The organism is Hyphomicrobium sp. B1, from assembly GCF_049532635.1.
In the GTDB taxonomy this organism is placed as follows: domain Bacteria; phylum Pseudomonadota; class Alphaproteobacteria; order Rhizobiales; family Hyphomicrobiaceae; genus Hyphomicrobium_B.
In genome coordinates this window covers 2,756,994-2,771,205 of sequence record NZ_CP134871.1, presented here as the reverse complement: position 1 = coordinate 2,771,205, position 14,212 = coordinate 2,756,994, and the positions used below count along the sequence as shown (strand labels likewise).

The following is a 14,212-nucleotide window of genomic DNA, read 5'->3' as shown; positions in this document are numbered from 1 at the left end:
CTCCTCACCCCTCCCCGTCAAGGGGAAGGAGCTTGAGCGAGCGAACGTCAGGCCGATGCGCGACCGCGGGCGGCGAAGTAATCGCGCGGAACGATCCCAGCGCGGCGCGTTGCGTGCAAATGCACGACAGCCAGAATGAAAACGATCGCGCCGCCTGCCTGATGCGACAGGGCCAGGTCGAGACGCATGTGCAGCAGCAGCGTCGTAATGCCGAGCGCAATCTGGAAGACGACCGCGGCGCCGAGCCATTGCGACGTCAGGCGGATGCGATCATCGACCGGCGTGCGCGTCGTCAGCCAAATCTGGAAAAAAGCCAATGCGGCGACGAGATAGGCCACCATGCGGTGATTGAACTGCGAGGCGGCATGGCCTTCGAAGAAGGTCAGATACGCAGGCTTGATCCAATAGTCGCTTGGAATGAACTGACCATCCATCGACGGCCACGTGTTGTAGATGTATCCGGCCCTGAGCCCCGCCACGAAGGCGCCGAGCATGACCTGAATAAGAACCGTGGCAACGATGATGGCGGCCATACGCTTGATCAACGGCGTCGCCACCTCGCCCGTGATGCGCTCCTCGCGCGGCCATTCTTCGAGCGCCGCCCAAACGAGCAGACCGAGGATCATAAACGCCGTCACCAGATGCAGCGCGAGCCGGTACTGGCTTACTTCAATGCGCTCGCTCAAACCGGAGCTGACCATGTACCAACCAATGAAGCCCTGAAGTCCGCCCAGAGCGAGGATGCCGAGAAACTTCTTTCCCGTGCCGCGCTTCAGTTTGCCGGTCCACCAGAAGTACAGAAACGGAATGGCGAACACGAAGCCGATGGCGCGGCCGAGCAGCCGGTGGCTCCATTCCCAATAGTAAATGAATTTGAACTGATCGAGGGACATGCCATCATGAATGGCCGTGTACTGTGGGATCTGTTTGTACTTGTCGAACGCCGCCATCCAGTCGGCTTCGTTCAGCGGCGGGATCGCGCCGAGGATCGGTTGCCATTCGGTGATCGAAAGCCCGCTTTCCGTCAGTCGCGTGGCGCCCCCGACGACGACCATCGCCAGCACCAGCGCGGCCACGAACCAAAGCCAGAGCGAAACGGAGCGCCGACCGGCGTCTTTACCGTTTTGGGCCGTCGTGCCGCGATTATCCGAAAGTTGCATCGTGCTCATCGGCGGGGCATATCCTCAAGCCGTTTAATCGGGGTGTGATACTCTTTCATTGAGGCGGAGCAATGCGCCCATGCGGCGCGGGCTTCAACGCGGGCGATTGTCGAGCTATGACGCAGCGCAAAAGAAAGCTTCTCGGCACGGTAGCTCTACTTTTGCTCGTGGGCATCTATGCAGTTCTGGCGGTCGCAGTCGCGGTTGTCCTGCAGGTTCGCAACGTCAGTAAATTTGCGGAGCTTGCCTATTACGCCGTCGCCGGACTGCTGTGGACGCTCCCGGCCGCGTGGCTCATCAGTTGGATGCAACGTCCCGACCGCTGAAACAGAGAACGCGGCTAGGCGTGCTGAACGGCTAACTCACGCGCGCGCGTCGCACGGGCAATGCGCTGCGCCATGGCCGAAGCGGGCGGCTCGGGACGCCGATAATGCAAGATATCGATATCGGTGACGTCAAAACTCAGGAAGGTCGTTGCGTCGCTCGGCGATGACGTGTCGTCGCCATTCGGCTCGACCGTAATCCCGGCATCGAAACGGCCTTCGATACATTCGAACAATGCACGCGCTTCGTTGTGACGTCCTGTCACGACGATATGGTCATAAACCTCGTCCAAGGCATCGAGCGCCAAGTTCAGCAGGTCGGCATCCAGCTTGCGGCCGCCGTACGGAAGCGCAACGCCACTAGCAATCACTTGAGCGCGACTGCCAGGCAGCCGATGGATGATGTCGTCGAAGGTTGCGCGGCCCTGCAACAGATCGTTCCAGCCTACGCTAGCCTCGACCCCGGCTGCCTTTGCAAATCCCTTTCCGCTCGGGCTCCAATCGATCAGGATTGTTTGCGCACCGCAGCCAGCGAGAACTTTCGCCAACTCCAGCGCTTGCTCGTAGGGAATGACGTCCTCGCTCTCCGACGTGATGAGTGTGCGGTGTCCGCCTCCCGACGGCCGCTGCGCCTTGAGGCGGAGGGCGAGCTTTTCGATTTCAGTAAAGGCGGTGGATTGATCGTGCGTCATGGCGGATGGCACAGCGGCGATGTCATCCGGCTCGGCGGGCAGTTCAACCGGCTCTGATATATTCTCAGCCAGTATGGGCTCGTCCGCGATCTCGGGCTTGGTCTCCAGAAGCGGTTCTGGCTTCGGCGCGGGCGCATCCGCGTGCGAGGCTGATGGTTTTTCAGGTTGCCGCTTCGGCAGTCCACGCAGCGCGGTCGTCACGACGATCCACGCGACGGCAAACAACGCAAAGGCCGCGCCTGCCACGACCGAAAGCTCGATCTTCTTCGGGTAGGCGGGCACGGCGTTCGGCACGGCCTTCGATAGGATATGCGCGACCGGCGGTGCCGCCGCTTTGCTCTTGGGCGCATCCGGTGCGCGATAGAAACCCATCTGCACGCTTTTGGCCTCTTGCGCGAGCATCGCTGCATATTTGTCGGCGATGGCATTCGCGATTTTGGCAGCGCGCACAGGATCAAGCGACGTCGCGCGAATGACGATGGCGTGACGATCATTCGTGCCGTGGATGTCGAGGCTGTCGCGCAGAGCCGTGACGACCCGCGTCAATTCGTTGGCACCGCCGCCGTCGTTGTCCAATCCGACCGCGCGCCGCGCGGCATGAAGCAGATCGACCGGCCCCAGCGCGCCGTTGAACTCGGGCTGCTTGGCGAGCGCGAGCTCATCAGCGATGGGGCGCAATAAGAAAGACGATTCCAGAGCGCCGATGTAGGTGCTGATCGCTGCCTGATCCATCGCAGTCGATGACGTGGCGCCTTCCGGCTCGATGGCGATTACGGTTTCGCTTTCATACCGCGGCGCGATCAGCGAGAGCACCGCATATGTCACTGCACTGACAAATACGCTCAACAGGAGGAGCAGCATAGCCTTCTGCTTCAGCGCTTCCGTTATTGTCGGCGCTTGACGGGGTTCAGGCAACGCAGACACACGCGACGGCATTACTTTCAGGGCTCAGTCCGGGGTTTCGGCAATGCCCCGAGTAAGCGTCTGGCGAAGTTAGCAAGTGCTTAATGGAAATGAAAAGATTGGAGACAATTGCGCGCGCCCGCCAAATTCACAGGGCGCATCATCGAAGCGTCGCGATAGCAAAACCGGGTAAAGACGCGCGGCTTGCGACTGGAAATTTTTCCCGCAAATTAGGGAATAATTCCCGGCAAGACGCCATTGCGCTTCTTGTGAGCAGCGAATTGCATATCCGAAAAAGCGCGGATTTCCCGTTCCTGCGCGCATATCGTCTGTAAATGTTGCATTTCGCGACGGCTCGTTTGCGGTTCGCGATGGTCGATCATCTCCAATAGGCGTATGCGATTGAAGTTGGCGGCGTAGGAACGAAAATACGGCGTCATGGAATGGTACGCTCCGGCATTCGAATTCGTTTACAAACGATGAAATGCAGGTTCTTTGCCATTCACCGACCGAAGCTTTGGCAACTTTGCTTGACGCACACATCGGCGTGGGCCAAGAAGTTACAATGTTACAATTGTTTGCATTGCTTTACGAATGCCCTTGAGACGCCGACTTCTCGCGCTCGTCGCGCTCGTCCTCGCGCTTTGCCTTATCGGTGGCGGCGTGCTGACGTACCTATATGGGCTGCGCAAGATCGATCTTGAAATGTCGTCGGCCATGGAAGTCGCGGGCAGCGCCGTCGGCGATGCGCTGACGTCCGTCGTGCCAGGACCCGACGCGAACACGCAGGTTCGCAGGATCATCTCCTCGTTCGACGGCGATCGGCACATCGTTGCTCGCCTCGTCAATCCGACCGGCAAGATTGCGAGCGTGTCACGTCTCGAAAAGCCGTTTGATCCTCCCCCAAGTTGGCTGTTCGGGCTTCTTGCCGGCGAGCAGCGAGCGCGGACGTTCGATCTTCCCAAAGGGGTCCAAGATCTCGGTACGATTCGAATACAGGCTGATCCGCACAATGAAGTCAGCGAGGTCTGGGAAGATCTGAAGCTCAAATTCCTGATCATCGCGAGCTTCTGCGCCGTCGTGCTGACGCTGATCTACGCCACGCTCGGGCGGGCGCTCCGACCGTTGGAACAGCTTTCATCTGCGCTCGACCGCGTCGGAAAAGGCGACTACACGGCCCACGTCGCCGAAGCCGGTCCCGAAGACCTAAAACTGATCTATCAGGCTTTCAACCGCATGGCCGACCAGTTGCAAGCGTCCGAGCATGATAACCACCGCCTCAACGAGCAACTTTCGACCGTACAGGAAGAAGAGCGTTCCGAGATCGCCCGCGATCTCCATGACGAGATTGGCCCGTTTCTTTTCGCCGCCGACGTCGATGCGCAGGCGATCCCTCTCCTCGCCTCGCGCAATGCGTCCGATGAGGTCGTCGAACGAAGCAAGGCCATTCGCCAGTCGGTCCAGCACATGCAGGTGCATTTGCGCGCTATTCTGAGCCGCCTCAGGCCGGCGCTGCTGATCGATCAGGGGCTGGTGATCGCGGTCGAGCAGCTGGTCGCGTTCTGGAAGGCGCGACGACCCAACATCAACTTCACGATGGACATTGAGGACGCGCGTTTTCCAATCGGCATCGAGGAGGTCGCTTTTCGGATTTTGCAGGAGGGCACGAGCAATGCCGTGCGGCATGGGCAGCCTTCCGCTATCGGACTTACGGCGCGGCGCGTCGATGGCGCATTGCGGATCGTCGTATCGGACGACGGCTCGGGAATTACGGTGAATGGAACGAGAGGATTTGGTCTTGCAGGAATGCGAGAGCGCGTGGCGTCGCTTGACGGCCGTCTCCGCATTGCCGATCGCGAAGGGGGGAAAGGCGTGTTGTTGATTGTCGAGATTCCACTGCCGCTGGCGCGAAATAAGAATGATGGCCAGCAAAACATGACCACGAGTGCAGCATGAAAATTCTTATTGTCGATGACCATGGTGTGGTGCGCGAAGGGCTGAGAAAGCTGTTCGTGGCACATTTCGAAGCGGACGTTTTGGAAACGTCCGGCATTGATGAGGCCCTCACCGTCTACCGGCAAGAGCGGCCGGACGTCGTGGTGCTCGATCTCAATCTCGAAGGCGCCGGCGGCCTTGAAGTTCTCAGGCAAATTCTCGCCGCTGACGGCAACGCGCGGGTCGTCGTCTTCAGTATGCACCACGAGCCGATCTATGCCGTTCGCGCACTGCGCGGCGGAGCGCGGGGTTACGTCAGCAAAAGCGCGCCGGTCGAAGAACTGATCGCGGCGATCCGCAAGGTGCGCGCCGGCGAGCAGTACATCGACAGAGATCTCGCGTCGCGCATTGCGGTCAGCCAGATTTCGTCGGACGATCCGCTGCAGTCGCTGTCGATCCGCGAGGTCGAGATTCTTCGGATGCTCGGACAGGGCAAGAGCATGACGGCGATCTCCGAAAGTCTCGGGATCGCTTACAAGACCGTCGCCAACATCTGCACGCAGATGAAGGTGAAGCTCGGCGTCGACCGGACCGCAGACCTCATCCGTCTCGCGATCGAAACGCTGAAGGCATGATCGCTCGACGAGCGAGGAAAAGAAAAAAGGCGCCGATTGCGCGGCGCCTTTTTAACCGTTTCGCGTGACGCTTATTTCTTGTCGTCGTCATCGTCAGGCTTGGTGCCCGCCGTTTTCTTGATGTTGTCGAGACCAGCCTTGAAGATGCCATCGATCACGTCGCGGGATTCCTTGTCGGTCTTACCGTCCGCGGGATCGAATACGGCGGACCAAGCGAAATTGATTTCATCCTCGTCGTCGTCATCCGGCGTCAGAGCAAACTGCGCCTGATAATTTTTGACCGGCAGCGGGCTTTCGAGAATTTCATAGCGGTAGAAGTTCGGCTTCACGTCGAGCAGCTTTTCCTTGATCGTGCCGCCGCCCTTTAGCGTCAGGATGCGGACCTTGGCGTCGCCCTCGGTGGTCTCCTCGCATTTCGCGATAGCCGGATGCCAATCCTGGATCGCGCACCATCCTCCGTACTTGGCCCAGAGACGATCGCGCTCTTCTTTCATCTTTGCCGGGTCGACCTTGAGCTCCAGCTTTTTGCCGACGGCAATGCTGGCCGCGTTGGCGGCGGTGACGGCGCCAAGCGTTCCCACGAGCAGTCCGGCAATCAGTCCGGCGAAGACAGGACCCTGTGCCAATTTCATTGCGCTTCACTCCCAAGTTTTTTTGTCAGTCCCAACGCTCATACGAAAAAGCCGGGACACCCGGCTTCACAAGCGCGTTACTTTATTACTATGGGAAAAAGTCTGGCCGGAAGGGCTCGGGCTGCCTGGATTGTATACCCAGACTCGGAGCGCCGGCTTTAGATATCAGGCGGCGGCAGTCCGAGGATGGGCCTTGGTGTCGAAAAACAGCGCCTGGCTGATGATCGCCATGACGGTGTCGCGCTGAAACGGCTTTGAAATGAGGAAGGTCGGCTCCGGGCGTTCGCCGGTCAGGACCTTTTCGGGATAGGCCGTGATGAAGATGATCGGAACCTCGTCTTCGGCAACGATCTCCTTCGCTGCTTCAAGACCGCTGCTGCCATCGGCAAGCTTAACATCGGCAAGGATGAGCCCCGGCTTGTTGCGTTTCACAGCCGCGAGCGCTTCGTTTTTCGTGGTTGCCACTTCCTGCACGGAATGGCCGAGGCTGGTGACGATGGTTTCAAGGTCCATCGCGATCAGCAGTTCGTCCTCGATGATGAGAACGTTGGTCGCGACCTGATGAGCAATTTCCTGGCCGGCAACTTCAAGAAGCTTCTCGACGTCGGGTTCCGTGACTTCGAGAATGGCGGCCGTCTCGGCCGAGGTGAAGCCTTCAACCGCAACCAGCAGGAACGCTTGCCGGGGCAGCGAGCTGATCGAGTTTATTTTCCGCTGGGCCGCGACAAGCGCGCTGGTCACTTCGTCGCCGCCGTTCGAATCGAGCCGGACCGAATTCCAGACCTTCAGGAACAGGTGATAGAGCGCCATGCGCGGCGGCATGTTCGTCGGGAAGTCCGACGGCGTTGAAACCAGACTTTCGAGAAGCGTCGCAACGTAGGCGTCGCCCGTCTGCTGCGCGCCGGTCAAGGTCCGTGCGAACCGCCGTAAATAAGGCAAGTGCACGCGTATTGTCTGCGCAATCGACATAGCTTTGGACCTCCCAAGCCAAGCGGATGAGTAAACTCATCCTTGGCGAGCGGCAATACCGCCCGCGCAACCTCCGCGATGGCCAATCTCTACCGGAACAACAACGAACCTGTGGAAGAGATGGTTCCCACCCGGAACAAAATCTCTTGTGCCACGTTCGGCAGACGAGCCCCCCTGCTGACAATGTTACAGGAGTTTGTCTCAATCGGGGCCGGTCGCAATCTTCAACAGGGCTCAAGATCACGTCATGCAGCATCGCCTCGACGCACCCGAGGATTGCAAGAGAACGGACGGCGACTTTCCGGAACCGGAAGGTCAGCCAGAACCCGAGGCCGCAAAAGGCCCTCTTCCGCAGCTTCCCGGATTTGCCGCGCAGCTCATCGGTCAGCGCATGCGGGCGATGTATGACACCATCGCCCAGGAGCCCGTCCCCGACGACCTCCTCGAACTTGTCCGCAAGCTCGAGGCCAAGGAGCAGCAGAAGTGACGGAAACTAAGAGTTTCGGGGACGCGCTGATCGAGGCGATCCCAAATCTTAGGGCCTTTGCACATTCGCTGAGCGGCGATGCGCAGCTGTCGAACGATCTTGTCCAGGAAACCTTGCTTAAAGCCTGGACGCACAAAGACTCCTTCGTGCCGGATTCGAACCTCAAGGCGTGGCTGTTCACTATCCTCCGCAACACCTATTTCACGTACTATCGGAAATCCCAGCGTGAAGAGCTCGATGAGGATCATGCGGCGATGAATGCCAGCGTGCCGCCACCGCAGCTTACCCATCTTGAATTCGACGACATGCAGAAAGCGCTGATGCGGCTCTCGCCCGACCATCGCGAGGCTCTGCTGCTCATTACCGCGGAAGGCTTCTCGTACGAGGATGCGGCCCGCGTATGCGGCTGCGCGGTCGGGACGATGAAAAGCCGCGTCAACCGCGCCCGCAATCGGCTTCTTGAGGAAATGACCGGTCAGCTCCCAGGCGAAGCTGTGCCGGACGATGAAGACGCCGTCAAAAGCTCGTCAGGCCGATAGCGCGTTTGCGTCAGCCAATCTTTGGCCACCTTGTTCGTTCTGCTTGCTGCGGCAGTTTCTTCACGGTCTCGGCAGACCGGCGGTTCGATGACCGCGTCTCAGCCGATCATGCTTATTACCGAACCGGTCATCATAAACGGCGGGAACGGCCGAGAGCGCCTGCAGGGCAATGGAACAAACTGCCGGGTTCGAGCGTTCTTCGGGGTTAAAACGCGACGCGAGGGGAGTTTTGAATGTCGGAGCAGATCAGCGCCGTTGAATCCGAGCGCTACCCTTCGGGTTCGGGCGGTGTGCTCGTCGAAATGCTCCAAACACTTCAGGCGGTTAAGGAGGGCGATTTCAGTGTCCGCATGCGCGGCGACTGGGACGGCCTAGCCGGCAAGATCGCCGACACCGTCAACGACATTATTATTACAAACCAGCGCATGGCCAATCAGCTTCAGCATTTGGGCCATGCGGTCGGCCGCGAAGGTTTGACCAACCAGCGCGTGCGGCTCGGCCTGGCGCTCGGCGCCTGGGGGGAGATGGAACAGTCCATCAACGGCCTCGTCGACGACCTGTTGCAGCCGACGACCGAGGTGACGCGCACGATCGAAGCCGTCGCGCAGGGCAACCTGTTGCAACCGATGCGGCTGGACGTCGATGGTCGTCCGCTCAAGGGCGAGTTCCTGCGGTCGGCGACAATCGTCAATACGATGATCAAGCAGTTGTCGATTTTCACCTCGGAAGTGACGCGCGTCGCCCGGGAGGTCGGCATCGAGGGCAAGCTCGGCGGCCAAGCCCAGATCGGCGAAGTGACCGGCGTCTGGAAGGACCTGACCGAGAGCGTCAACTTGATGGCCTCGAACCTGACGGCTCAGGTTCGCAACATCGCTGAAGTGACGATTGCCGTCGCCAACGGCGACCTGTCGAAGAAGATCACCGTCGACGTGCGCGGCGAGATCCTGCAGCTCAAGGAAGCCATCAATACGATGGTGGAACAGCTGCGATCGTTCGCTGCCGAAGTGACGCGCGTCGCCCGCGAAGTCGGCACCGAGGGTCGCCTCGGCGGTCAGGCCGTTGTGCCGGGCGTCGGCGGAACCTGGAAGGACTTGACCGATAACGTCAACCTGTTGGCCGCCAACCTCACGACGCAGGTTCGCAACATCGCCGAAGTGACGACGGCCGTGGCGCGCGGTGACCTTTCGCGAAAGATCACCGTCGACGTCAAAGGCGAAATTCTGGAATTGAAAAACACCATCAACACGATGGTGGACCAGCTCAATGCTTTTGCCTCCGAAGTGACGCGCGTGGCCCGCGAAGTCGGGACCGAGGGTCGCCTCGGCGGCCAAGCTGCGGTGCCGGGCGTCGCTGGTACGTGGAAAGACCTCACCGACAACGTCAACTCGATGGCGGGCAACCTCACCGGCCAGGTGCGTAATATCGCCGAAGTCGCCACCGCCATTGCGCGCGGCGACCTTTCGAAGAAAGTGACGGTCAACGTCTCGGGCGAAATTCTGCAGTTGAAAGAGACCATCAACACGATGGTCGATCAGCTCAACGGCTTCGCCGGCGAGGTGACGCGCGTGGCGCGCGAGGTCGGCACCGAAGGCAAGCTTGGCGGCCAGGCGCAGGTGTCGGGTGTTGCGGGTACGTGGAAAGACTTGACCGACAGCGTCAACTCGATGGCGTCGAACCTCACGACACAGGTGCGTAACATCGCCGAGGTTTCGGGCGCCATCGCGCGTGGTGACTTGTCGAAGAAAATCGACGTCGACGTCAAAGGCGAAATTCTCGATCTCAAGACGACGATCAACACGATGGTCGATCAGCTCAACGCTTTCGCTTCCGAAGTGACGCGTGTCGCCCGCGAAGTCGGCACCGAGGGCAAGCTCGGCGGTCAGGCCGCGGTGCCGGGCGTCGCCGGTACGTGGAAGGACCTCACCGACAACGTCAACTCGATGGCGGGCAACCTGACCGGTCAGGTGCGCAACATCGCCGAAGTGACGACGGCCGTGGCGCGCGGTGACCTTTCGCGAAAGATCACCGTCGACGTCAAAGGCGAAATTCTGGAATTGAAAAACACCATCAACACGATGGTGGACCAGCTCAATGCTTTCGCCTCCGAAGTGACGCGCGTCGCCCGCGAAGTCGGCACCGAAGGCAAGCTTGGCGGTCAGGCGCAGGTGTCGGGCGTCGCCGGTACTTGGAAGGACCTCACCGACAACGTGAACTTCATGGCCGGCAACTTGACGGCCCAGGTTCGTAACATCGCCGAAGTTGCGACCGCCATCGCGAGCGGTGACCTGTCTAAGAAGATCACCGTCGACGTGCGCGGCGAAATTCTGCTGCTGAAAGAAACGCTCAACACGATGGTCGAGCAGCTACGGTCGTTCGCTGCCGAAGTGACGCGCGTGGCCCGCGAGGTCGGTACCGAGGGCCGCCTCGGCGGTCAGGCCGTTGTGCCGGGCGTCGGCGGCACATGGAAAGACTTGACCGATAACGTCAACCTGCTCGCCGCCAACCTCACGACGCAGGTTCGAAACATCGCCGAAGTGACGACCGCTGTGGCGCGCGGCGACCTTTCGCGAAAAATTACGGTCGACGTCAAAGGCGAAATTCTCGATCTCAAGACGACGATCAACACGATGGTCGACCAGCTCAATGCCTTCGCTTCCGAAGTGACGCGCGTCGCTCGCGAAGTCGGCACTGAAGGCCGGCTCGGCGGTCAGGCGACCGTGCCGGGCGTCGCCGGTACGTGGAAGGACTTGACCGACACCGTGAACGTCATGGCTGCGAACCTTACCGAACAGGTGCGCGGCATCGTGAAGGTCGTGACCGCGGTTGCGAACGGCGACCTGAAACCGAAACTCACGGTGAAGTCGAAAGGCGAAGTGGCAGCACTCGCCGAAACGATCAACGACATGACCGAAACGCTGGCGTTGTTCGCCGATCAGGTCACGACGGTGGCGCGCGAAGTCGGCGTCGAAGGGCGTCTTGGCGGTCAGGCCAACGTGCCGGGCACCGCAGGCACGTGGAAAGATTTGACCGGCAACGTCAACCTGCTGGCCGCCAACCTCACGACACAGGTGCGCGCCATTGCCGAAGTGACGACGGCCGTCGCACGCGGCGACCTTTCGCGCACGATTCAGGTCGAAGCGCGCGGCGAAGTCGCGGAACTGAAAGACTACATCAACACGATGATCGGCAACCTGCGTCTCACGACGCAGCTCAACACCGAACAGGACTGGCTCAAGACGAACCTCGCGCGCTTCACCAGCATGCTTCAGGGGCAGCGCGATGTGATGACAGTGTCGCAGAAACTGCTGTCGGAACTCGTGCCGCTGATCAACGCGCATCAGGGTGTTATCTATCAGTACGATGCGACCAACAGCGAGTTGAAGCTGCTTGCGAGCTACGCCGATGATACGCAAGCGCCCTACCCCGAACGGCTCGGTCTTGGCTCAAGCCTCGTCGGGCAATGTGCCGTCGAAAAGCAGCGCCGCGTGCTGACCGACATTCCGCAACCGACGACGAATATCGATTCCGTCGTGTTCAAAGCGCCGCCGCGCAGCGTCATCGTGCATCCGATCACGTTCGAGGACCGCCTGAAGGCCGTCATATCGCTCAGCTCGCTGCAGAACTTTGAGCCTGCGCAGCTGACATTCCTTGAACAGCTTTCGGTGTCCATCGGCGTCGTCTTGAACAGTATCGAAGCGACGATGCAGACGGAAAGCCTGCTGATGCAGTCGCAACAGCTCGCTGGCGAGTTGCAGGATCAGCAGCGCGCGATGCAGAAGACTAACGAAGAGTTGGCGCAGAAGGCGCAACAGCTCGCCGAGCGCAACGTCGAAGTCGAACGCAAGAACGAGGAAATCGATCAGGCGCGGCGCGCGGTCGAAGAAAAGGCCGCCGAGCTTGCGCTGACGTCACGCTACAAGTCCGAATTCCTCGCCAACATGTCTCATGAGCTGAGAACGCCCCTCAACAGCATCCTCATCCTCGGGCAGCAGCTCAGCGATAACCCGGACAAGAACCTGACGGAGAAGCAGGTCGAGTTCGCGCGCACGATTCACGGCGCAGGGACCGACCTGCTGAACCTCATCAGCGATATTCTCGATTTGTCGAAGATCGAATCCGGCACCGTTTCGGTCGATGCGGAAGAGGTCGCGTTCGGCGGTCTTATCGAAGCCGTGGCGCGGCCTTTCCGCCACGAAGCCGAGCGGCGCGGTCTCGATTTCCAAGTTACGTTTGATGCTGATCTCGGTAAGACGATTTTCACGGACTCCAAGCGTCTGCAGCAGGTTCTGAAGAACCTGCTTTCGAATGCCTTCAAGTTCACGCGTGACGGGTTCGTGCGGCTGGCCGTCAAACCAGCCAACGGCAACAAGTGGAATTCCGAGCATCCCATTCTATCGACGGCTCCGACCATCGTTGCATTCGAGGTTCAGGACTCTGGTATCGGCATTCCATCCGACAAACAGAAGCTTATTTTCGAGGCCTTCCAGCAGGCCGACGCGAGCACCAGCCGCAAGTACGGCGGTACGGGTCTCGGCCTCGCGATTAGCCGCGAGCTGGCTCACCTTCTCGGCGGTGAAATTCAATTGTCGAGCGAACCCGGTGTCGGGAGCATCTTCACGCTCTACGTGCCGCTGCGCTACGCCTCGCTTGCGAGTGATGTCCGGACGAAGTCTGAAGCGAATATGACATCGCCCGTCGCGTTGCCGCATCCGGGGTTGTTGCCATCCACGATCGAGGATGACCGCGACAGTATCGTTGCCGGCGATCAGGTTCTGTTGATCGTCGAGGATGATCCGAATTTCGCTCGCATACTTCTCGACTCGGCGCACGACACCGGTTTCAAAGGCATTGTCTGCCAACGCGGCGTCGACGCTATGACGCTGGCAACGGATTACAATCCGACTGCGATTTCTCTCGATATTCACCTGCCGGATATTTTGGGTTGGTCGGTGCTCAGCCAGTTGAAGCACAATCCGCTCACCCGGCATATTCCGGTGCAAGTTCTGACACTCGACGACGATCGCCATCATGGCCTGGCGCGCGGCGCGTATTCGTTCCTGACGAAACCTTTGCAGGCGGACCAATTGAAATCGGCGCTGCGCAAGATCGGGGCGTTTTCTGCGACCGCCACCAAGAGATTGCTGATCGTCGAGGATGATCCGGCGGAACGTCTCAGCATTTCGACGCTTCTCAAAGAAAGCGACGTCGAGATTTTGACGGCGGAAGACGGCAAATCGGCGATCGACACGCTCCGGCTGGAGAATGTCGACTGCGTGGTCTTGGATCTCAAATTGCCCGACATGTCGGGCTTCGAGATCCTGGAGCACATGAGCCGGCAAGAAACGATGCGCGATATTCCGGTCATCGTGTTTACAGGGCGCGAATTGTCGAGCGACGAAAACCTGCAGATCCGGCAATATGCGCGCACCGTCGTGGTGAAGGGCGTCGAGTCGCCTGAGCGTCTACTGGACGAGACGGCGCTCTTCCTGCATCGCGTCGTCACGGAGTTGCCGGCGGAGAAGCGAGAATTGCTGTCGCGCCTGCACGACACCGACGACTATCTGGTCGGGCGCAAAGTGCTGCTCGTCGATGACGATGCGCGTAACATCTTCGCTCTGAGCAGCCTGCTCGAACGGCGCGGCATGGAAGTGCTGACGGCGACGACCGGCCTCGAAGCCATCGAGACGCTCAGCACGACGGATGTTTCAATCGTTCTGATGGACATCATGATGCCCGAAATGGACGGATATCAGACTATGCAGAAGATCCGCAGCAGCGAGAAAAACCAGCGTCTGCCCATCATCGCGCTGACGGCCAAGGCGATGAAGGGCGACCGCGAGAAGTGCCTTGAGGCGGGTGCTTCGGATTACCTTGCAAAGCCCGTGGATACTGAGCAACTTTTGTCGGCGTTGAGAATGTGGCTGCATCGTTGACGAG

10 protein-coding genes are annotated in these 14,212 nt (G+C 59.8%); 6 read left to right on the top strand and 4 right to left on the bottom strand.

Features of this window, described 5'->3' with window-relative positions:
- Positions 1-47 precede the first annotated feature (47 nt).
- Positions 48-1,169, bottom strand: a complete 1,122-nt coding sequence (locus RLW55_RS13155; protein WP_409560390.1) for a COX15/CtaA family protein — start codon at positions 1,167-1,169, stop codon at positions 48-50.
- 107 nt (positions 1,170-1,276) lie between these two features.
- On the opposite strand from RLW55_RS13155, the gene RLW55_RS13150 reads away from it, so the two are divergent.
- On the top strand, positions 1,277-1,486 hold the full coding sequence (locus RLW55_RS13150; protein WP_409560391.1) for a DUF2842 domain-containing protein: 210 nt from the start codon (positions 1,277-1,279) through the stop codon (positions 1,484-1,486).
- A gap of 14 nt (positions 1,487-1,500) precedes the next feature.
- Here RLW55_RS13150 and RLW55_RS13145 read toward each other — a convergent pair whose 3' ends face one another.
- The gene (locus tag RLW55_RS13145) at positions 1,501-3,036 is read right to left on the bottom strand and encodes a hypothetical protein (RefSeq protein ID WP_423414435.1); all 1,536 of its coding nucleotides are present in this window, start codon (positions 3,034-3,036) and stop codon (positions 1,501-1,503) included.
- 636 nt (positions 3,037-3,672) lie between these two features.
- Here RLW55_RS13145 and RLW55_RS13140 point away from each other — a divergent pair.
- Entirely contained in the window at positions 3,673-5,034 is a 1,362-nt protein-coding gene (locus RLW55_RS13140; RefSeq protein WP_423414434.1) for a histidine kinase, read from the top strand.
- On the top strand, positions 5,031-5,648 hold the full coding sequence (locus RLW55_RS13135) for a response regulator (protein ID WP_414463063.1): 618 nt from the start codon (positions 5,031-5,033) through the stop codon (positions 5,646-5,648). Before RLW55_RS13140 ends, RLW55_RS13135 begins: the two co-directional genes overlap by 4 nt.
- Positions 5,649-5,719: 71 nt before the next feature.
- On the opposite strand, the gene RLW55_RS13130 is transcribed toward RLW55_RS13135, so the two are convergent.
- Together RLW55_RS13130 and RLW55_RS13125 are read right to left on the bottom strand one after the other, a co-directional pair.
- Positions 5,720-6,280, bottom strand: a complete 561-nt coding sequence (locus RLW55_RS13130; RefSeq protein ID WP_409560395.1) for an SRPBCC family protein — start codon at positions 6,278-6,280, stop codon at positions 5,720-5,722.
- A gap of 165 nt (positions 6,281-6,445) precedes the next feature.
- Positions 6,446-7,249, bottom strand: coding sequence for a response regulator (locus RLW55_RS13125; RefSeq protein WP_409560396.1), 804 nt, complete (start codon positions 7,247-7,249; stop codon positions 6,446-6,448).
- A 247-nt stretch (positions 7,250-7,496) separates the two neighbouring features.
- On the opposite strand from RLW55_RS13125, the gene RLW55_RS13120 reads away from it, so the two are divergent.
- The 3 genes from RLW55_RS13120 (at position 7,497) to RLW55_RS13110 (ending at position 14,208) form a co-directional block, all read left to right on the top strand.
- Entirely contained in the window at positions 7,497-7,736 is a 240-nt protein-coding gene (locus tag RLW55_RS13120; protein ID WP_013948237.1) for a NepR family anti-sigma factor, read from the top strand.
- The gene (locus tag RLW55_RS13115; RefSeq protein ID WP_013948238.1) at positions 7,733-8,275 is read left to right on the top strand and encodes a sigma-70 family RNA polymerase sigma factor; all 543 of its coding nucleotides are present in this window, start codon (positions 7,733-7,735) and stop codon (positions 8,273-8,275) included. The genes RLW55_RS13120 and RLW55_RS13115 overlap by 4 nt, the downstream gene beginning before the upstream one ends.
- A 233-nt stretch (positions 8,276-8,508) precedes the next feature.
- The gene (locus RLW55_RS13110) at positions 8,509-14,208 is read left to right on the top strand and encodes a HAMP domain-containing protein (RefSeq protein WP_409560397.1); all 5,700 of its coding nucleotides are present in this window, start codon (positions 8,509-8,511) and stop codon (positions 14,206-14,208) included.
- Positions 14,209-14,212 lie beyond the last annotated feature (4 nt).

Bases quoted from the DNA above. Each gene is read 5' to 3' on its own strand.
- RLW55_RS13155 (WP_409560390.1), bottom strand. From the start codon at position 1,169: ATGAGCACGATGCAACTTTCGGATAATCGCGGCACGACGGCCCAAAAC.
- RLW55_RS13150 (WP_409560391.1), top strand. From the start codon at position 1,277: ATGACGCAGCGCAAAAGAAAGCTTCTCGGCACGGTAGCTCTACTTTTG.
- RLW55_RS13145 (WP_423414435.1), bottom strand. From the start codon at position 3,036: ATGCTGCTCCTCCTGTTGAGCGTATTTGTCAGTGCAGTGACATATGCG.
- RLW55_RS13140 (WP_423414434.1), top strand. From the start codon at position 3,673: ATGCCCTTGAGACGCCGACTTCTCGCGCTCGTCGCGCTCGTCCTCGCG.
- RLW55_RS13135 (WP_414463063.1), top strand. From the start codon at position 5,031: ATGAAAATTCTTATTGTCGATGACCATGGTGTGGTGCGCGAAGGGCTG.
- RLW55_RS13130 (WP_409560395.1), bottom strand. From the start codon at position 6,280: ATGAAATTGGCACAGGGTCCTGTCTTCGCCGGACTGATTGCCGGACTG.
- RLW55_RS13125 (WP_409560396.1), bottom strand. From the start codon at position 7,249: ATGTCGATTGCGCAGACAATACGCGTGCACTTGCCTTATTTACGGCGG.
- RLW55_RS13120 (WP_013948237.1), top strand. From the start codon at position 7,497: ATGCAGCATCGCCTCGACGCACCCGAGGATTGCAAGAGAACGGACGGC.
- RLW55_RS13110 (WP_409560397.1), top strand. From the start codon at position 8,509: ATGTCGGAGCAGATCAGCGCCGTTGAATCCGAGCGCTACCCTTCGGGT.